The sequence below is a fragment of the Stenotrophomonas sp. GD03877 genome, assembly GCF_029840555.1.
GTDB classification, from domain to species: domain Bacteria; phylum Pseudomonadota; class Gammaproteobacteria; order Xanthomonadales; family Xanthomonadaceae; genus Stenotrophomonas; species Stenotrophomonas geniculata.
Genome location: NZ_JAOCCT010000009.1, coordinates 59,678 through 78,085 on the forward strand (window position 1 = coordinate 59,678; position 18,408 = coordinate 78,085).

Annotated in this window: 19 protein-coding genes and 2 riboswitches; of the genes, 11 read left to right on the plus strand and 8 right to left on the minus strand. The window is 66.7% G+C overall.

The window, feature by feature from the left end; all coding sequences use genetic code 11:
• Window positions 1-150 precede the first annotated feature (150 nt).
• The 4 genes from N5D20_RS09105 to N5D20_RS09120 all read right to left on the minus strand — a co-directional run bounded on the left by N5D20_RS09105 (window position 151) and on the right by N5D20_RS09120 (window position 5,283).
• Complete coding sequence (locus tag N5D20_RS09105) at window positions 151-711, minus strand: TlpA disulfide reductase family protein (protein WP_197579643.1); 561 nt, start codon at window positions 709-711, stop codon at window positions 151-153.
• Entirely contained in the window at window positions 708-3,089 is a 2,382-nt protein-coding gene (locus N5D20_RS09110) for a protein-disulfide reductase DsbD domain-containing protein (RefSeq protein ID WP_197579641.1), read from the minus strand. The genes N5D20_RS09105 and N5D20_RS09110 overlap by 4 nt, the downstream gene beginning before the upstream one ends.
• Entirely contained in the window at window positions 3,086-3,424 is a 339-nt protein-coding gene (gene cutA / locus N5D20_RS09115) for a divalent-cation tolerance protein CutA (protein WP_010481118.1), read from the minus strand. Before cutA ends, N5D20_RS09110 begins: the two co-directional genes overlap by 4 nt.
• 68 nt (window positions 3,425-3,492) lie before the next feature.
• Complete coding sequence (locus tag N5D20_RS09120; RefSeq protein ID WP_010481121.1) at window positions 3,493-5,283, minus strand: endonuclease; 1,791 nt, start codon at window positions 5,281-5,283, stop codon at window positions 3,493-3,495.
• Window positions 5,284-5,634: 351 nt separating this feature from the next.
• On the opposite strand from N5D20_RS09120, the gene N5D20_RS09125 reads away from it, so the two are divergent.
• Window positions 5,635-5,922 (plus strand): co-chaperone GroES, encoded by a 288-nt coding sequence (locus N5D20_RS09125; protein WP_019338944.1) that lies wholly within the window; start codon window positions 5,635-5,637, stop codon window positions 5,920-5,922.
• An 81-nt stretch (window positions 5,923-6,003) separates the two neighbouring features.
• A complete protein-coding gene (gene groL / locus N5D20_RS09130; protein WP_005411226.1) occupies window positions 6,004-7,653 on the plus strand; it encodes a chaperonin GroEL in 1,650 nt (549 codons plus the stop codon).
• 116 nt (window positions 7,654-7,769) lie between these two features.
• On the opposite strand, the gene N5D20_RS09135 is transcribed toward groL, so the two are convergent.
• The 3 genes from N5D20_RS09135 to N5D20_RS09145 all read right to left on the minus strand — a co-directional run bounded on the left by N5D20_RS09135 (window position 7,770) and on the right by N5D20_RS09145 (window position 10,271).
• Window positions 7,770-8,036, minus strand: a complete 267-nt coding sequence (locus N5D20_RS09135) for a hypothetical protein (protein ID WP_279914305.1) — start codon at window positions 8,034-8,036, stop codon at window positions 7,770-7,772.
• A gap of 73 nt (window positions 8,037-8,109) precedes the next feature.
• The gene (locus tag N5D20_RS09140; protein ID WP_049413043.1) at window positions 8,110-9,273 is read right to left on the minus strand and encodes a serine hydrolase domain-containing protein; all 1,164 of its coding nucleotides are present in this window, start codon (window positions 9,271-9,273) and stop codon (window positions 8,110-8,112) included.
• Window positions 9,274-9,341: 68 nt separating this feature from the next.
• Complete coding sequence (locus tag N5D20_RS09145) at window positions 9,342-10,271, minus strand: aspartyl protease family protein (RefSeq protein WP_049413044.1); 930 nt, start codon at window positions 10,269-10,271, stop codon at window positions 9,342-9,344.
• A gap of 105 nt (window positions 10,272-10,376) precedes the next feature.
• On the opposite strand from N5D20_RS09145, the gene N5D20_RS09150 reads away from it, so the two are divergent.
• From N5D20_RS09150 to N5D20_RS09185, 8 genes are all read left to right on the plus strand, one after another.
• Window positions 10,377-11,084, plus strand: coding sequence for a response regulator transcription factor (locus tag N5D20_RS09150; RefSeq protein WP_049413046.1), 708 nt, complete (start codon window positions 10,377-10,379; stop codon window positions 11,082-11,084).
• 32 nt (window positions 11,085-11,116) lie between these two features.
• The gene (locus N5D20_RS09155) at window positions 11,117-12,415 is read left to right on the plus strand and encodes an ATP-binding protein (RefSeq protein WP_049413048.1); all 1,299 of its coding nucleotides are present in this window, start codon (window positions 11,117-11,119) and stop codon (window positions 12,413-12,415) included.
• A gap of 73 nt (window positions 12,416-12,488) precedes the next feature.
• The gene (locus tag N5D20_RS09160; RefSeq protein ID WP_049413049.1) at window positions 12,489-12,989 is read left to right on the plus strand and encodes a MarR family transcriptional regulator; all 501 of its coding nucleotides are present in this window, start codon (window positions 12,489-12,491) and stop codon (window positions 12,987-12,989) included.
• The gene (locus N5D20_RS09165) at window positions 12,986-13,726 is read left to right on the plus strand and encodes a DNA alkylation repair protein (protein ID WP_049413050.1); all 741 of its coding nucleotides are present in this window, start codon (window positions 12,986-12,988) and stop codon (window positions 13,724-13,726) included. The genes N5D20_RS09160 and N5D20_RS09165 overlap by 4 nt, the downstream gene beginning before the upstream one ends.
• 55 nt (window positions 13,727-13,781) lie before the next feature.
• Window positions 13,782-14,120: a DUF6616 family protein gene (locus N5D20_RS09170; protein WP_010481139.1), complete on the plus strand. Its 339-nt coding sequence runs from the start codon at window positions 13,782-13,784 to the stop codon at window positions 14,118-14,120.
• Between the two features lie 112 nt (window positions 14,121-14,232).
• Window positions 14,233-14,490 (plus strand): hypothetical protein, encoded by a 258-nt coding sequence (locus N5D20_RS09175; protein ID WP_197578611.1) that lies wholly within the window; start codon window positions 14,233-14,235, stop codon window positions 14,488-14,490.
• 295 nt (window positions 14,491-14,785) lie between these two features.
• Window positions 14,786-15,859, plus strand: a complete 1,074-nt coding sequence (locus N5D20_RS09180; RefSeq protein ID WP_049436870.1) for a 3-deoxy-7-phosphoheptulonate synthase — start codon at window positions 14,786-14,788, stop codon at window positions 15,857-15,859.
• A 274-nt stretch (window positions 15,860-16,133) separates the two neighbouring features.
• On the plus strand, window positions 16,134-16,982 hold the full coding sequence (locus N5D20_RS09185) for a hypothetical protein (protein WP_197578610.1): 849 nt from the start codon (window positions 16,134-16,136) through the stop codon (window positions 16,980-16,982).
• A 66-nt stretch (window positions 16,983-17,048) separates the two neighbouring features.
• On the opposite strand, the gene N5D20_RS09190 is transcribed toward N5D20_RS09185, so the two are convergent.
• The gene (locus N5D20_RS09190) at window positions 17,049-17,666 is read right to left on the minus strand and encodes a trimeric intracellular cation channel family protein (protein ID WP_005411215.1); all 618 of its coding nucleotides are present in this window, start codon (window positions 17,664-17,666) and stop codon (window positions 17,049-17,051) included.
• 84 nt (window positions 17,667-17,750) lie between these two features.
• A riboswitch (glycine riboswitch) is annotated at window positions 17,751-17,854 on the minus strand.
• A 13-nt stretch (window positions 17,855-17,867) separates the two neighbouring features.
• A riboswitch (glycine riboswitch) is annotated at window positions 17,868-17,957 on the minus strand.
• Window positions 17,958-17,997: 40 nt separating this feature from the next.
• Here N5D20_RS09190 and N5D20_RS09195 point away from each other — a divergent pair.
• On the plus strand, window positions 17,998-18,273 hold the full coding sequence (locus N5D20_RS09195; protein ID WP_057504203.1) for a GIY-YIG nuclease family protein: 276 nt from the start codon (window positions 17,998-18,000) through the stop codon (window positions 18,271-18,273).
• Window positions 18,274-18,408: the final 135 nt, after the last annotated feature.

Here is an 18,408-nt window from a genome sequence, read left to right on the forward strand (position 1 = left end):
CCAGCGGCTGGGCCGGACCCCGGAGGGGGGTTTACGGCGTGTCCTGACCACCCACAGTGCCCCTCCATCCCACGGAATGCCCGCTTTGGCTTTGGCTGTTGCCGTTGCATTGAGCAGGGTGCAGGGCTGCAAGCCCTGCAAAAAACACCCTCACTTCACCCAGCTGTCGATCTCGCCGTGCTCGAACGGCCCCAGCTTCGCTTTCACCATCCGCCCCTGCGCATCGAACAGCACGCTGTAGGGCAGCAGGCCCCTATTGCCCAGCTGCACGCTGGCATCGCGTGGCCCCGGGGTCTCGATCACGATCGGATAATCCACCGGGACACGCTGCAGGAAACCGCGCACGTCTTCCGGGGTATCCAGTGCCAGGCCCAGCACCTGCACACCGCTGTCGCCCTGCGCATGGGCGAAGCGCGCCAGCTCGGGCATTTCTTCCACGCAGGGCGCGCACCAGCTGGCCCAGACATTGACCAGCAGCGGGCGACCGGCAGCGTGCTGGCGCAGGTCCAGCGGCCGGCCTTCAAGATCGGGCAGTGACAATGCGGGCAGGCTGTCGCCAACCTGCAGGACCGGCGCCGCGGCCGCAACGGCAGGCTCCGCCGGCACGGCCTCAGGCGTCACCGGCGCCGGTGCCAATCGATGCCCGGCCCACAGTCCAAGGCCGGCGGCCAGCACCGCTGTCCACAGCAGCGCTGGCCGTTGCCACTTCATCGTGCGGTGCGCAGCAGCGCTTCCTCGACCACCGCCTGGGTCAGCAGGGTCGGCAGCACGGTCGGCGGTGCGCCCGGACCGTACACCACGTACAGCGGCACGCCCACGGCCTTGTGCTCTTCCAGGAACGTGGTGATCTGTGGATCGACGTTGGTGTAGTCCCCGCGCATGTACACCGCGTTGGTGCGCTTGAGCAGTTCCTTGAACTCTGGCCGCGACAGCACGGCGCGTTCGTTGGCCTTGCAGCTCACGCACCAGTCGGCGGTCATGTTGACGAACACCACGCGGTTGTCGGCGCGCAGACGGTCGAGCAACTGCGGCGAGTACTCGACCACGTTGTCGCTGGCGGCCTGTGCGGCGCGTGCCGGCGGTGCCAGCTGGGTCACGCCCCAGGCCGGTATCAATGCACCGATCGCCAGCAGCACGCCGAGCAGGGTCACTGCACGCGAGCCGGTCCAGCGGTTGCGTTCAAACAGCCACAGGCCGAAGGCCAGCAGCAGCAGGCCACCCAGCACCAGCGCCATGCCGTCCACGCCACGCTGCTTGCCGAGCACCCACAGCAGCCACAGCACGGTGGCATACATCGGGAAGGCCAGCACGTGCTTGAGGGTTTCCATCCATGGGCCCGGCTTGGGCAGGCGGCGCGCCAGCGCCGGCACGAAGCCGATCAGCAGGAACGGCAGCGCCAGGCCCAGGCCGAGGAACAGGAACACGGTCATCGCCTTCAGCGGCGGGGCAATGAACGCGTAGGCGATCGCGCCGCCCATGAACGGGCCGACGCAGGCACTGCCGACCACGCAGGCCAGCGCGCCGGTGAAGAAGTCACCGGCCGGGCCGCTGCGGCTGGCCAGCGACTGGCCCAGGTTGCCGATGCCGCCGCCCAGGGTGAACACGCCGGACAGGCTCAGGCCCACCGCGAACATGATGTAGGCCAGCACCGCGACCACGCCCGGATGCTGCAGCTGGAAGCCGATGCCGACGGCGTTGCCGATCGCGCGCAGGCCGACCATCAGCGCACCGATCACCGCGAACGCGACCAGTACGCCCAACGTGTACCAGAGGGCGTGGCTGCGCGCGCGCTGCGGGCTTTCGCCACTCTGCGCCAGGCTCAGGACCTTCAGCGAGAGGATCGGCAGCACGCACGGCATCAGGTTCAGTACCAGGCCACCGGCCAGGGCCAGCAGCAGCACCCATACGAACGAACGGTCCGGATTCGGCGTGGTCGCCGGTGGGCGCGTGCGCAGGGCGTTGTCACCGCGCGCATCGGCAGCGAACTCATCGCCGTTTTCGGCGCCTGCAACGGCCGGGGTGCTGGCATCCGTATTGGGCACCGTCGGCAGCAGGCGCAACGGGGCGCCGTTGGCGGCTTCGCGTGGTGCGCCGCTGGCGGTAGGCAGCGGACTGATCACCTCGTTGCGCGGCGGCGACTGATCGGTGCTGGCGTTGATCTTGCCGGCCGGGATCGACAGCTTCACCCGGCGGGTCATCGGCGGGTAGCAGATGCCATCGGTCTGGCAGCCCTGGAACGTCACCACCAGGGTGCTGTCGACCGCATCGGCGACGGCGCGGCGCAGCGGCAGCGGCACTTCCACCTGGTTGAAGTAGACCGAGACATCGCCGAAATGCTCGTCGCGATGCGACTGTGCGGCCGGCCAGCGCAGCTTGTCGGCCAGCACGCCGGTGCTGCCGTCCAGCTTCACCGAAGTGCGGTCGCGATACAGGTAGTAGCCCGGCGCCGGGCTGAAGCGCAGCAGCAGGGTGTTGCCGTCACTGGCGATGGCATCGAAGCCGAAGGCCTGCTCCGAAGGAAGCGGCAGCGCCTGGCTGTTGCTGGCGGCACCCGGCAGGCGCAGCCCACCGCTGTTGCCGGCACCGGCCAGCGGGTTGTTGAACGGGCTGGTGGCGCCGGCACGCGTGGCCGGCGCCGCGGCCTGTGCGCCGCTACCGGGCAGGGTGACCTGCACCACGCGCTTCTGCGGCGGGTAGCAGACACCGGCATCGGCGCAGCCCTGGTAACGCACTTCCAGGCTGATGGTGCCGGCGGCGTCGGTCGGCGTGCCGGGCAGGGTGGCCTGCAGGCGTTCGCGATAGGTTTCGACTTCGCCGAAGAAATCGTCGTGGTGCTTGTCGCCCTTGGGCATCTGCAGCGCGCCGGCGTTGAACGCCGGATCAGCCTTGACGCTGGTGCGGTGGCGATACAGGTAGTAGCCGGGTGCGATCTTGAACTGCAGTTGCACCTGGCCGCGTTCGGGGGCGGTGGCGGTCAGCGCGAACGCCTGGTCCACCGGCAGCAGGTCCTTCTCATCCAGGGCGAAGGCGGGCAGCGAGAGCCACATCAGGGCGCACAAGGCGGCGCCACGCGCAAACAGAGTCTTCAATCAGTGTCCTCTCGGGTCTGTGCCCGGATCCAGTCCAGATACGCCGGCAGGCCGGCCCGGGTTTCGACCGCGATGCACTCCGGGAGTTCATACGGATGCAGTTCGACGATCCGGGCAATCGCGTCATCGACGCGGCTTGCGGTGGTCTTCACCAGCAGTTGCAGCTCGGCGTCGGTGGTCACCTCGCCCTGCCAGCGGTAGGTCGACTGAGCGCCATCGAGGCGGGTCACGCACGCGGCCAGGCGCTCGCCGACCAGCGCGTGCGCGATGCGCTCGGCACTGGCCCGGTCCGGGCAGGTGGTCAACAGCAGCAGGACGGGATCGACGGTCGACATGACCGTCGAGTATAGGGCCGCCGCCGGGTCAGGGCCCGGCGGCGGCAGTGGACCGCTGCGTTGCGCGGTCAGTTGGCCAGCTGGCAGGTAGCCGGCTTGGCCGAGGTGAACAGGCCCGGGGTCGCCCACTCGGGGTGGTCGATGAACGGATTGCGGTTGCCCTGGAAGCTGTAGATCACGTCATTGCGCGCACGTTCGGCATCATCCGGCGGATCGGACAGGTGCCAGTCGATCAGCGTGGACAGCAGGCCCATGTAGGCCGGCGAACTGCTGGTCTTGACGATCTTGCTGCGGTCGTCGGTCAGCTCCAGGTCCGGCTCGGACTGGCCGGTCGCCGCATCCTTGCCGCCCTCGTAGCGGATGGCCATGTACAGCACCGCACGCGCCATGTCGCCCTTGCGCTTGCCCCACACCTCGAAGGTGCCGGTGTTGCCGTCCGGCGTGCGTACCCAGTTGGAGTTGCCCGGGTAACCGCCGCTGCCGCCGCCCTGGCCGTTGTTGGCCTCGGTGGCCCGCTCGCCGCAGTTGGCGTCGCACTTGCCGAACGGCTTGTTGCCACGGTCGGCGTTCCACTGCGCGTCGGTCAGGTACAGCATGTGGGTGTCGGTATACGGCGCGTACGGCAGGCCCTTGTCACCGGTGGTGCTGGCAAAGCCCAGCGAGTTCGGCCAGGTGTGCTCGCGGTTGTACTTCAGGCCACTGCCGCTGCCGGCGCGGTCGGTCACCTTGGCGTAGCTGCGGTTGCGATACGCATCCAGGATCCTGCCGGAATTGTTCGGATCCTCGTCGGCGATTTCCAGGATGGTCCAGGTGCTGGTGCCCGAGCCGCTGTACGGATAGGCGGTATGGCCCTTTATGGTGGCGTGCAGCGAGCAGCGCAGCTGGCTGGGGCTGCTGGTGTTGACCTTTGAGTAATAGCCGGCCGGTACACCCGGATTGCCCGGGTCGGGGTTGCCGCCGGTGCTGGCCACGGTGAACGCGATGCGGCTGTCGGCCGCCGGATGCGCGCCCTGCAGGTCGGTGATGCGCGCGGCGCGGATATCGAAGCGGCAGGCTTCACCGGCCACCAGCGCGGTGTTGGTGGACAGTTTCACGCTGCGGCCGCTGGCCGGGAAGGTCAGCGGCACGCTGCCGGAGGTGCCGCAGCTCAGCGCGAATGCGCCACTGGCCAGGTTCACGGTTTCGCTGAACACCACTTCGAGATCGGCCGCGGCCGGGAAGGTGCTGCTGCCCTGTGCCGGGGTGGTGGTGGACACCGACGGCGGCGTGTTCGGGCCCGGGGTGCCGCCGCCGCTGAAGGTCTGGCCGTTGTTGCAGCTGCCAAACGTCTGCCCGGCCGATTCGGCCCAGGTGAAGTGGGCGTATTGGCTGCCGCTGCCGGTCAGCTGCAGCGAGGTGCCCGGCGCGGTGCTGTTGGTCTCGGCCACCGGAATGTTCTGGCTGGTCATGCCGGCGGCAGGGCCACCGGAGGCGGTGATGGCGCCCTCGTAGCTGAGGAACTGGACCACCTTGCCGCTGGCATCGACCAGGGCGATGCCGTCGTTCGGGCCGTTCTGGAGGCCGTTGGTCGGGTAGTTGACCACGGCGATTCTGGCGCTGCCGCAGCCAGCGGCGGTGCCGGCCGGGACCGGGTTGTTGGCGTAGACCGTGGCCGCCGAAGGATTGCTGCCGTTGTAGAGGTAGAGGCGGTAGCCGGACAGGTCCTCGCCCGCGGTAGCGACCACTTCGATGGCTTCGCCGACGTCACCGGCGGCGGTGCTGTCGTCGTAATGCAGTTCGTTGATGAAGACCTCGGCCTGGGCCGGCGCGGCGGCCAGCGCCAGCAGGCAGGCGGCGGCAAGCGGGGACAGCAATCGCATCGACTACTCCTTGTGATTGGGAATGCGCGGCCGAGCCTAAGGCCGATCCAGTGACACTTTGTCGTAAATGAACGTCAGATATCTGACAGTGGGACATCTATCACTAAATAGCACCCCTTGCCCCCTTGGCTTGCCGCACTGCATCCCTATACAGGCGTCCACGCAGGGAGGCAGGTTTCCCGGTCCCGAGAAAAATTTCGGGATCGGCCCTTGAAAGGCCTGTGGAGGTCTCCATCTCTGTCGTGCTCCCGACTTGTCGGGCTTTTTCACGCGCGTTGCTGGCACTCGCCTGGTGTGACTGCTAACATCGCCGGACTTTTTCAGACCAATCAATAACTTAAGAGGTCTCTCATGAGCATCAAGCCGCTGCACGACCGCGTTGTGGTCAAGCCGATCGAAGCCGACGAAATCTCCGCCGGTGGCATCGTCATCCCCGACTCGGCCAAGGAAAAGTCCACCAAGGGTGAAGTTGTGGCCGTCGGCCCGGGCAAGCCGCTGGACAACGGCAACGTGCGCGCGCCGTCGCTGAAGGTTGGCGACAAGGTCATCTACGGCCAGTATGCCGGCAGCTCGTACAAGAGCGAAGGCGTCGAGTACAAGGTCCTGCGCGAAGACGACGTGCTCGCCATCATCGGCTGAGCCTCGGCGCGACCTGCTTTTCTGTAAGACATCCCTTTTCGTCGCCGGGCCCGGCCCGGCGCAAACATCGAGGTAATCGCAATGGCTGCCAAGGATATTCGTTTCGGTGAAGACGCCCGTTCGCGCATGGTGCGCGGCGTCAACGTTCTCGCCAATGCCGTCAAGGCCACCCTGGGCCCGAAGGGCCGCAACGTCGTGCTGGAAAAGAGCTTCGGCGCGCCGACCATCACCAAGGACGGCGTCTCCGTCGCCAAGGAAATCGAACTGGCTGACAAGTTCGAGAACATGGGCGCGCAGATGGTGAAGGAAGTTGCTTCCCGCACCAACGACGACGCGGGCGACGGCACCACCACCGCCACCGTGCTGGCCCAGGCCCTGATCCGCGAAGGCGCCAAGGCTGTGGCCGCCGGCATGAACCCGATGGACCTCAAGCGCGGTATCGACAAGGCCGTTTCGGCCGCCGTGGCCGAGCTGAAGAACATCTCCAAGCCGACCGCCGACGACAAGGCGATCGCCCAGGTCGGTACCATCTCGGCCAACTCGGACGAGTCGATCGGCCAGATCATCGCTGACGCGATGAAGGAAGTCGGCAAGGAAGGCGTCATCACCGTTGAAGAAGGCTCGGGCCTGGACAACGAGCTGGACGTGGTCAAGGGCATGCAGTTCGACCGCGGCTACCTGTCGCCTTACTTCATCAACAACCAGCAGTCGCAGACCGCTGACCTGGATGACCCGTTCATCCTGCTGCACGACAAGAAGATCTCCAACGTCCGCGACCTGCTGCCGGTGCTGGAAGGCGTCGCCAAGGCCGGCAAGCCGCTGCTGATCGTGGCCGAGGAAGTTGAAGGCGAAGCGCTGGCCACCCTGGTCGTCAACACCATCCGTGGCATCGTCAAGGTCGTGGCCGTCAAGGCGCCGGGCTTCGGCGACCGTCGCAAGGCGATGCTGGAAGACATGGCCGTGCTGACCGGCGGCACCGTGATCTCCGAAGAAGTCGGCCTGTCGCTCGAGAAGGCCACCATCAAGGACCTGGGCCGCGCCAAGAAGGTGCAGGTCTCCAAGGAGAACACCACCATCATCGACGGCGTCGGCGACAAGGCCAACGTTGATGCACGCGTGGCGCAGATCAAGACCCAGATCCAGGACACCTCCTCGGATTACGACCGCGAGAAGCTGCAGGAACGCGTGGCCAAGCTGGCCGGCGGTGTTGCCGTGATCAAGGTCGGCGCCTCGACCGAAATCGAAATGAAGGAAAAGAAGGATCGCGTCGACGACGCCCTGCACGCTACCCGTGCGGCCGTTGAAGAAGGCGTGGTTCCGGGCGGCGGCGTTGCGCTGGTCCGCGCGATCACCGCGCTGGCCGGCCTGAAGGGCGCCAACGAAGACCAGAACCACGGCATCCAGATCGCCCTGCGTGCGATGGAAGCCCCGCTGCGCGAGATCGTTGCCAACGCCGGTGACGAGCCGTCGGTCATCATCAACAAGGTCAAGGAAGGCACCGGCAGCTTCGGCTACAACGCCGCCACCGGCGAGTTCGGCGACATGCTGCAGTTCGGCATCCTGGACCCGACCAAGGTGACCCGTTCGGCGCTGCAGAACGCAGCCTCGATCGCTGGCCTGATGATCACGACCGAAGCCATGGTTGCCGAAGCTCCGAAGAAGGACGAGCCGGCCATGGGCGGCGCCGGTGGCATGGGCGGCATGGGTGGCATGGGCGGCATGGACTTCTAAGTCCCCGCGTTACCGATGCAATGAAAAACCCCGCCGGAAGGCGGGGTTTTTTTTTGGGGCCGGTCGGAATCGAATCAGATCCACGCCATGCGTGGATACCGCTCCCAGGCGGGTATCTACGCGCGGCCCTCGCGCCGCTGCAGCCACAGGTGGGCCGCCAGCAGGGCCAGCGCGCCACCCGCGATCATGCCCTGTACCCACGGCAGCTCCGTGATCGGCGCAAGCAGCAGGCCCGCCGCCATGCCGATCAGGCTGGCGCCGGCGCCCACCCGCTGCCGCCGCTGCCGATGTTCAGCCTGGCGATGGCGTGCGGCGATGCGCAGGCGCCGTGCATCCGGCTGCAACACCGCTTCGGCAATGGCATCGATCTCTGGGCGATTCATCCTGTCTCCTGCATTGCGTCCGTGTCTGCATGCTGCACGACTGCGGGACCTGTGTGCAACGGCAACGCTTCGATCATCTGACGAACGCCTTCGCCGCGCCGTACTCCCACTGCCACGGCACGCCGGTGTCGCCCAGCACAAACGCTACCAGGGCCGGGAAGGCCGCCTCTGCCCGCACATCGTTGCCCAGAATCACCACGCAGCGCTGGTGCTGCTCCACGCATACCAGCGTGTTGCCCACTGCATCGTCGTGGCCGCCCTTGTAGAAGCCTGCGCCCTGCGGGCCGAGAAACGTCACCACGCCCAGACCTGCCGCCAGGTCCTTGCGTTGCTGCGCCTTCGGCAACTCCGGTTGCAGGGTGGGGAACTGGCTGGCCGTGGTGATGGGCAGCTGCGGCCGCACCAGCTCCCTGCGCATCGGTGCGGATAGCCCGTCGCCACGCACGTAACCGGCGGCGAAGCGGGCCATGTCGGCAATGGTGGTATCCATGGACCCTGCCGCACGTACGCGGCTGCGCTCATCATGCGGTTCGGCCACACCTTCCGCCGTCCAGCCATCGGCCAGGTTGGCGGCGAAATCCTCGCGCCACATCATGCTGGTGCGGGTCATGCCGAAGCGGTCGAACACCCGCTGCTGCATCAACGCGCCCACATCCTCGCCCAGCCGCCCGCGTTCGATCACGAACTGCAGCAGGATCAGTCCCTCTCCGGAATACCCATATCGACTACCCGGATCAAAGTGGAACTTCAGGCGCCCATCGGGCTCCAGGAAGCCGAAGTTGGCAAAGCCACTGGAATGGTTGAGCAGCAGGCGTGGGGTGAGCTGGCGCCAGCGGGCATCGCCGGCCAGCACGCTGTAGTCGGCGTACTTCTTCGGTTCCGGTGGATAGTCCGGCAGGGGCGTGTCCAGCGCCGCAGCAATGCTGGCATCCAGCTCGATCCTCCGGTCCTGCGCCAACTGTGCGACCAGATGGCCGAACGCCATCTTGGTCAGCGACGCGGCGTACATCACGGTATCGGTGCGCAGCGGTTCGCCTGCGGCATTTCGCTCGCCGTAGGCGGCCACATGCACCACCCTGCCGCCATCTATCACCGCCAGCGCCATGCCGCGCGCGTGGGCGGCATGCATCAAGCGCTGGGCTTCGGCGTCGATGTGGGCCGGGGTGGGTAACGGGGGCGGCGCGGCCAGCACGGCCAGCGGGAACAGCGTCAGCAACAACAGGGCAGCACGGCGCATGCGTGAACCTCCTGGTGGGACGTGGCGCGATGCTACGCCGGCCCGCCGCACACGTCATGGCCCCAGGGTCACGTGGCCGCTTGGCGGCGCAGGCAGATCCGCGCGGCACCTGTGCTGATGTCGACCTGGCCGCCACGCATGGCATCGGCGCCAAGGATCAGAGCCGGGCGGGTGTCCAGGCCAATGGCCTTGAACACGGGCAGCTCGCTGATCCTGACCTCCATGGCCGGGTGCTGCCAGGCGGTGCTGCGCATGCCGGGCAGGGTGTACAGCCAGGTCGGGTGCGGCTTGCCGCCGAGGCCTTCGGTGCCCTTGCTTCGCTTGCGCAGGCGGGGATCGCTTCCATCAGTACGCAACCCGAGCGCGTGCGCGGCGGCATTGTTGAGTACGGTCTGCGCCGCGCCGGTATCGACCACGGCAACAGCGGCGACGTTCGTTCCGTCCAAGGTGAGGGTGATGAATCCAAAATCGCGCAGGCCTTCAGTGCGGTCCTGCAGCGCGTTGGCCTGGCAGCTGTCATCGTCGAAGCGGAGAGTGCCGGTCCTCGACAGCGATAGCTCACCTCGAGCGAAGTCCCAGCGGGTGTCCCAGCGCGCGGTCAGGTCGTTGCCGACGAGGCCGTCGATGGCAGGGTCGTCGCCCCCGGACAGTGACCCCAGATCAGCCTGCAGTGCGCTGGCCCGCAGCTGCCAGCTACCCAGCTGCCAGGTGGTAGTGCGCGTGCGCCTCAGCTGTGCCCCCGAGGCACTGGCGCCTTGGGCAGTGGAAACGTCGGCCTTTCCATCGACCAGGCCGTAGCGGCGTGCCACACGCCCATCGATGAGCGTGGCCCCGGCTGCACTGTCGACCACGAAGCGCAGCGGCTCGGCTTGACCATCCAGCGAGAGCGCTACCGTCGGGTGGCCGCCCTGCATCCACATCGGCAGCACATGTTCGGGGGTGTCGGCGGCCAGCGTGGGGAAGGCGGCAGCAAACAGGGGCAGCAAGGTGAGGCGCACAGGAAACTCCAGAGTGAATGCGGAGGTCCATTGGCGCGCAGCGGCGTATCACCGGAACATCGGTGTTGATACCGTCCTGATACACGCCTGCACGATACTGGCCGCATGAACACTCCCGCCCGGGTCATCGTTGTCGATGACGATGCCAGCATCCGTGATGCCATTGCCGACTGCCTGCTGCTGCATGGCTACCACGTGCGAGTGGCTGCCGACGCGGCGGCGCTGGATGTGCTGCTGCAAGTCGAACGTCCGGACCTGATCGTGCTCGACTGGATGATGCCCGGCGAGGACGGCCTGTCGGTGTGCCGCCGGCTACAGGCGCGGGCCATCCCCATCCTGATGCTGTCGGCGATGGGAACAGCACCGGACCGGGTGATCGGTCTGGAAATGGGAGCCGATGACTATCTGGCCAAGCCCTTCGACCCACGCGAACTGCTGGCGCGGGTCCGCGCCCTGCTACGCCGCCAGGACAAGCTGCGTACCCAGGTGGCCAGCGAGCTGCGCTTTTCCGGCTGGCGATTGCTGCCCGATCAGCGCCGCCTGCTTGCACCCGATGGCAGCGAACTGGCGCTCAGCCGCGGCGAGTTCGCTCTGCTGCTGGCGCTGGCCGAGCGCGCCGGGCGCGTGTTGGGGCGCGAGCAGCTGATGTCCCTGACCCGCGGTGAGGACAGCGAGAGCGTCGACCGCGCCGTTGATCTGGCGATCAGTCGCCTTCGACGCAAGCTGGGCCACGCCGCACCGGGTGCCGAGGCACTGGTACAGACGCTGCGCGGCGAAGGCTATCGCTTCGACGCTGAGGTGCAGGTGCTGTGAGGGCGCGCTGGTCCACCGCGCGCTGGATCGCGATGCTGGCGCTGGCAAGCCTGGTGCTGGCCACCTTGGTCAGTGTGGCGGTGGTCGGCTGGATGCCGCGGCCGCCACCGCCGCCGATGCGCCTGGACCAAGCCATTCAGGTATTGCGCGGTGAACGGTCGGCCGCGGCGCTGGGCCTGCATCTCGAAACCCGCGCGTCTGCGCCGGAGGGCACCAGCAATGACTGGCTCACCCACCTGGTTGCCGCGCAGCTGCGCCAGCCGCTGGAGCATGTGAAGCTGGTCTGGGGCAGGCGGAGCAAGGCGCCGGAGGTGCAGGTCATCGAAGGCGGGGCCGTGCTTGACGCCAAAGCGCGCGCGGACGCGTTGCAGGCACAGGTCGCGGTGCTGACCGCAATGCAGTGGACGCCGTTCGAACTGGCAGTGCGCCAGGCAGATGGTCGGTGGCAGGTGGTGGGCAGCGACCACAGCGATCTGGCGGCATGGCGCCGGCAGGTCGTGCTGGCGCTGGTGGCAGGAACCGTGCTGCTGGCACCACTGGCGGCATGGGCGTCAATCCGCCTCGGCCGGCCCCTGCGGCGGCTGGCCGAGGCCAGCGCCAACGTGGACCTGCAGGCCAGTACACCGCTTCCGGACGATGGTCCGTGCGAGGTGCAGGTTCTGGCCCGCGCGATCAGTGCCGGGCGCGAGCGGCTGCACGAACAGGCGCAGGAGATGACCCGCATGCTGGCCGCCGTCGCGCATGATCTGCGCACACCGTTGACCGGCCTGCGCCTGCGTGCGGAGTTCGCGCCACCGCAACAGGCGGCGCGGATGGTGGCCGACATCGAGCGCATGGACGCGATGATCGAGCAGGTTCTCGACTACGCGCGTGGTGAGCTGCAGCCCTTGCAGATGCATCCGCTGGATCTGGCCGTGTTGCTGGAGGAGTGCGTGCAGAGCGCACTGCTGCGGGGCATCGACATCTCCTTCGACGGGCCGGATACGTTGCGGTGGCAGGGGGATGCGCTACTGCTGCGACGGGCGATCGACAATCTCATCGACAACGCCGATCGCTACGCGGGGGCGGTACAACTGCGGGCAGCCGTGTGCGGCAACGTGGCGCACCTTGACGTGATGGATCGCGGTCCAGGCATCGATGAGGCCGACCGCACCCGCCTGCTGCAGCCCTTCCAGCGCAGCGAGAGCTCACGCAGCCGCGCCACGGGTGGGGCCGGGCTGGGCCTGGCGGTCGCCGCCAACGTGGCGCGGCGGCATGCGGGCGAACTGCAGCTGCTGCACCGGGAGGGTGGTGGACTGATCGCGCGCCTGCTGCTGGGAAGCGCTTGCTGAAACGCCTTCCCGGCTTGCCTGGATCAGATGTCCCGATTTATGATTAGGCGACTAATCATGCGTCTTTCATAGGATGATCGAACCCAAGCACCATGCCCTGATGGATGAGGCGCAGCGACGCGGGCAAGCCAACATCGCGCAGCTGCGACTGTGCTTCCAGCTGCTTTCCCTGTCCACCGCCATCGACCGCGACTGCGCCACCCGTCTCGCACCGCACGGGCTCAGTGAAGCCCGCTTCATCGTGCTGTTCCTGCTGCATGGCGCCGGCGGCACGTTGCCCCCGCACGAACTGGCCGAGCGCGCCGGCGTGACCCGCGCCACCATCAGCGGCCTGCTCGATGGCCTGCAACGCGAAGGCCTGCTGCAGCGGCGCAGCGATGCCGAAGATGGCCGTCGCCTCCAGATCGTGTTGACTGCGCAGGGAACGCGCCTGGCTGGGACGTTGTTCGAGCAGCACACGCAATGGATCGGTGGCCTGTTCAATGGGTTGGATACGGATGAACAGCAACAGCTGTCGCAGTTGCTGCACAAGGTCTGGCAGCACACCGATGCTGGACGAGAACGTGCAGCATGAGCCCGGCGATCGCGGCGCAACGGCTGCATGCACTCAACACCGGCCATGCCCCCACCACCCATCTGGCCGAATGCCTGGCGGTGGATTTCGCCGCGCTGCTGCAGGTGGTGGCGCCTGCGCTTGCACCGGAAGCGCTGCAACGCATGCAGGATGCCTCAGGCAAGGGCATCACACTGCGCATGGCCTTGGCTGCGCAACTGCTGCGTGAGGCGGGGCAGGGCGATCCCGTGCAATGGCAGGACCATGCGTCCGACACCGTGCGCGGCTGGGCCTGCTACCTGATCGGCAGCGATGCCCGCGGGACGTTGGCAGAGAAGCTGCAGCAGATGCGCACGCTGGCCGACGATCCACACTTCGGTGTGCGCGAATGGGCGTGGCTGGCGCTACGCACGGACATCGTTGCCGCGCCGATGCAGGCGCTTGAGTACCTGCAACCGTGGACACAGGAAACTTCGCCGTACCTGCGCCGCTTCGCCTGCGAAGCACTGCGTCCGCGCGGTGTCTGGGCCACACATATCGCGCTGTTCAAGCAGCACCCTGAACATGCATTGCCGATGCTGGAAGCACTGGCTGACGACCCGGAACGCTACGTGCAGGATTCGGTCGGCAACTGGCTCAATGATGCCGGCAAGACTCAGCCGAAGTGGCTGCGCGTGCTGTGCACGCGTTGGCAGCACGAGCGCCACAGCGACGCCAACGCCTACATCCGCAAACGCGCACTGCGCTCGCTCCGGTAGTGCCGGATGCTGGCCGACAAACCCGCAACCCCGTCAACCTCAAGGAAGAACCACCATGTCGCACACCTTCATCGAGCTCTATACCGCCACGCCGGCCTGGACCACACTGCCGCCCGAGCAGCGGAATGCCTTCTTCGCCCGTATTGGCGCCGGCATGCAGCAGTTCGATCCAGCCCGCATCACGCCGCTGGCGATGGGCCGCATTGCCAGGGACGTACCGCACAGCAGCGATGAACAGTTCTATGCGGTCTGGCGCTGCGCGAGCCGCGAGGAGGTCGATGCGCTGGTGGCTGGCATTGCCGCTACCGGCTGGCATGAGTACTTCACCACCACCCATGCGGTAGGCGCGATGGACAGCATGGCCCAGCACCTGGCCGACCTGGCCGCCTTGTAGCGGGGCGGCAGACGCCGGCAGATCCCGGCCCTCGGCATGGGTGGCACATGCGCCTGTCACCCGGACGCGGTAAACAGGACATTGCCCATGTCCATCCGCAGGGAAGTCGATCATGCAGAGCACGCTCCAGGTCACGCTGTTCGGCCCTCTTGGCGACAGCCCGGCGTTGCAGTTGCCGGGGCTGGAGGGGCCGTCGGTGGCCATCCAGGAATCGGCCCTGCGGCGGTTGGTTTCCGACCTCTACGCCGCGCGTTCCCTGCTCAACCCCGAGCAGCTGGACGAGGCCCGGCAGGAACTGGATCGCGTGCTGGAACGCTGGGCCGACATCCATGAAGGCCTGCTGCTGGACGTGGAAGTGCATGGCAAATGAGCAACTTTGCGTGGTTGCCGCCGCGTAGGCCGGGCCGGCGCGCACCTCGCTGAACCGCGTCCCCAGTTGCGGATGAAACATTTTGCACTGCGCAAAAGCTGTGCTATCAATAGATCCCATGAACGCAGCCCCCACCAGCTTTTACTGGTATTACTTTCCGAAGCCACTGGCGGAGGAAGGACTGCGCTCACCCTGAAGAAAGCTTCAGACGCATTCCCGAAAGCCGCCAGCGAACCTGGCGGCTTTTTTCATGCCGCCACGCTGGGGACCCCCAACGTTCCGGAGATCTCCCGCAATGCCCCCGCACACCGACGACCTGCGTATCCGCACCATCGAACCGCTGACACCGCCTGCCCAGCTGCTGGCGATGCTGCCCTGTGACGATGAAGCCTCCGACACCGTCAGCGCCTCGCGCGCGGCCCTGCACCAGATCCTGCATGGCCGCGACGACCGCCTGGCAGTGGTGGTCGGCCCGTGCTCGATCCACGACCCGAAGGCCGCCATCGAATACGCCCAGCGCCTGAAGCCGCTGCGTGACGCGCTGGCCGGCGAACTGGAAATCGTCATGCGCGTGTACTTCGAGAAGCCGCGCACCACGGTGGGCTGGAAAGGCCTGATCAACGATCCGGACCTGGATGGCAGCTTCAAGATCGACAAGGGCCTGCGCATCGCACGCGGCCTGCTGCGCGACATCAACAAGCTGGGCCTGCCGGCCGGTGTCGAGTTCCTCGACGTGATTTCGCCGCAGTACATCGCCGACCTGGTGGCATGGGGCGCGATCGGCGCACGCACCACTGAAAGCCAGGTGCATCGCGAGCTGGCCTCGGGGCTGTCGTGCCCGGTCGGTTTCAAGAACGGCACCGATGGCAACGTGAAGATCGCCGCTGACGCGGTGGGTGCGGCGTCCAATCCGCATCACTTCCTGTCGGTCACCAAGCAGGGCGGCACCGCCATCGTGTCGACCACCGGCAACCCGGATTGCCATGTGATCCTGCGCGGCGGCAAGCAGCCGAACTACGACGCAGGCAGTGTTGCCGAGGCCTGCCAGGTGTTGGCCAAGGCCAAGCTGCCGGCGCGCCTGATGATCGACGCCAGCCATGCCAACAGCCTGAAGAACCCGGAGAACCAGCCGAAGGTGATCGACGACATCGCCGTTCAGCTGGAAGACGGCGAACAGCGCATCGTTGGCGTGATGATCGAGAGCCATCTGGTCGGTGGCCGCCAGGAACTGGTGGAAGGCCAGCCGCTGGTCTACGGGCAGAGCATCACCGATGGCTGCATCGACTGGGACACCACCGTGACGGTGCTGGAGCGACTGGCCGCGGCCGTGCGTGCCCGTCGCGACGTAAAGGTGTCCGAAGCCGCTTGAGTGCGGCACGTGTGTGGATGGTGGCCAGCGCCTGCGGGGGTGCGGCCGCGATCAGGGCCGGTCGGAGTTGGAGACCGGCCCATCTGCACCGGCGATGCGCCTGGCGCTGCGCATGAGCGACAGCGCCAGGTACATCGCCGGGGTGGTGTGAGACGTAGATCCACGCCATGCGTGGATATCAGCGAGCCACACGGCAGGATTTCGGAAGAGTTGTATGGAGTCCTCCTGCGATTTCGGCCGAAGATGGGGTTCCTCGCCTGACTGGACCCCGCCGATGCGTGTTTTCCCGGATGACAACTTTCTGGATTCAGCTTGTCGGTCGATTTCCGGTGAAGCTGCCAAGGCGCTCGTGAGCTTGAAAGGCGGGCGAATCGCTGAAGATGCCGTATCTGTCATCGAAGACTGGTTTGAGCCGTCCCTCGAGAAGGCGCGCCTACTGGCGGATCTTGATGAAAGAATCAGGATCCACAGCAGCGAAGGGGACCAGGGGCTGCTGCGGCCTGCGCTGAAGGCCCGGGCGGTGATCGCGGCATCTCCCGAGCCCGCGCCCGATGACTACGAGCCTTCATTCAAAGTAGTGCCTGCGACAACGCTAGGTGGCGACTGGAAATCCGACTGCGAGACCGACTGCGTGATTGTCGATGGTGATCTGATCGCAGACGGCACGCTGATACTGAACGATCTGAGCGAGACGCTCTGCGTGATCGTACTGGGGAGCCTCAGGGCCCGGAATCTCGACTGTGGTGGTTGGGTGTTCGTGCGTGATGAGCTGGAATGCGATCATCTGTACGCGTGCTCACTCAATGATGGGATTCTGTCCGTAGGTGGCAACATCACTGTTCAGACCTTCCTCGAGACCGGCACCTACACACAAGTGGCGGGGCACCTGACCGCTAGCTACCTCGGCAGCACCCACAACTCCATTGACGTGGAGGGCAAAGTGAACTGTCCAGGCTTCGAAAGACGGTCTGATAGCGACTACTTGTGCGAATGGATCGATCCTGTGTTGCTGGAAGCCGACGATTCCGACGGCGATTGGGGATGCGGACGCCAACGGTATCCGTCGGCTGACTATCCAGAGCGGATACGCGCGGGGGGCAGCCCCATGAAGTTCGTGCTCTAGATCTACGCCATGCGTGGATACCGCTCTTCTGTAGCGCCGGGCCATGCCCGGCGAACACGCCATCGTTCAATGCACTTCGTCGTGATAGACGAATTTCGGCATTTCCCAGCGGTAGTGGATCGCCAGCAGGCGCAGCGCGAAGCCGCCGCCGAGGCAGCACAGGATCGCGGTGGCGTCGGCCACGCCCCAGTGCAGCAGCAACAGGTAGGCCGCGCCGGTCAGCAGCGCGATGATCGCGTACAGCTCCTTCTGGAAGATCAGCGGCACCTCGTTGCAGAGGATGTCGCGCAGCACGCCGCCGAACGCGCCGGTCAGCATGCCGGCGATCAGCACGATCGGCATCGCATGGCCGGCTTCGCGCGCGATCGAGCAGCCGATCAGGGTGAAGGCGATCAGGCCCAGACCATCGAGTACCAGGAAGGTGCGACGGAAGTGGTGCATCCAGCGCGCCACCCAGGTGGCGATCAGCGCCGCGCATACGGTGAAGCCCAGGTACTCGGGATGCTTCACCCAGCCCAGCGGGTAGTGGCCGAGCAGGATGTCGCGCAGCGAACCGCCACCGAGTGCGGTGACGCAGGCGATCATGACCACGCCGAACAGGTCCATGCGGCGGCGGCCGGCGGACAGCGCGCCGGTCATGGCTTCGGCGGAAATGGCGATCAGGTAGATGATGGACAGCAGCATGGGACAGGCTCCGGGCGCGGTGGGGCCGGCCATGCGCCTATACCGCCACTGCCTGCGCAATGACGGGATGACGATGACCGGTGCCGCTCCCGCTGTCCTTTTGCCTGAGAGTTCAGCGGCATGGGCCGCGTGCCCCTTCGGCGGATCGTCCCGGGCGTGCCCGGTGACCTCTCTCCAGCTCGGCGAGTCGAATGCATGGTTGGTGGGATTCCAGCCCACCGGCCTGAGCGATCATGGGAGCCTGCGCCTTCGGCGGGCGCCAGCGCGGCGCCTCTCTCCTGCATTCGGCCGCCAGTATATCCGCTGCAGTGCAGCACGGCATAATCCAGGCATGGCCCCGTCCCTCCGCCCGTGGTTCCTGTACCTGCTCGAATGCCGGGATGGCAGCTATTACGCAGGTATCAGCACCGACGTTGACGCGCGTTTCGCCGCCCACCAGGCCGGCAAGGGCGCGCGCTACACCCGGGCGCGGCCACCGCTGCGCGTGCTGGCCGTGCGCAAGTACCCGGACCGGGCCGCCGCGTCACGGGCCGAATGGCAGCTCAAGCAGCAGCCGCGCGAACGCAAGCTGGCCTGGCTGCAGGCACCGGATCCTGCGCTTCTGTAGAGCCGAGCCCACGCTCGGCTGTTGTTACTGCTGCCTGATGGTGAAGCCGAGCATGGGCCCGGCTCTACAGTAGATCCACGCCATGCGTGGATGCGGCTTGCACATGCCATGATCGCCCAGCCCTCAGCGCTGGAG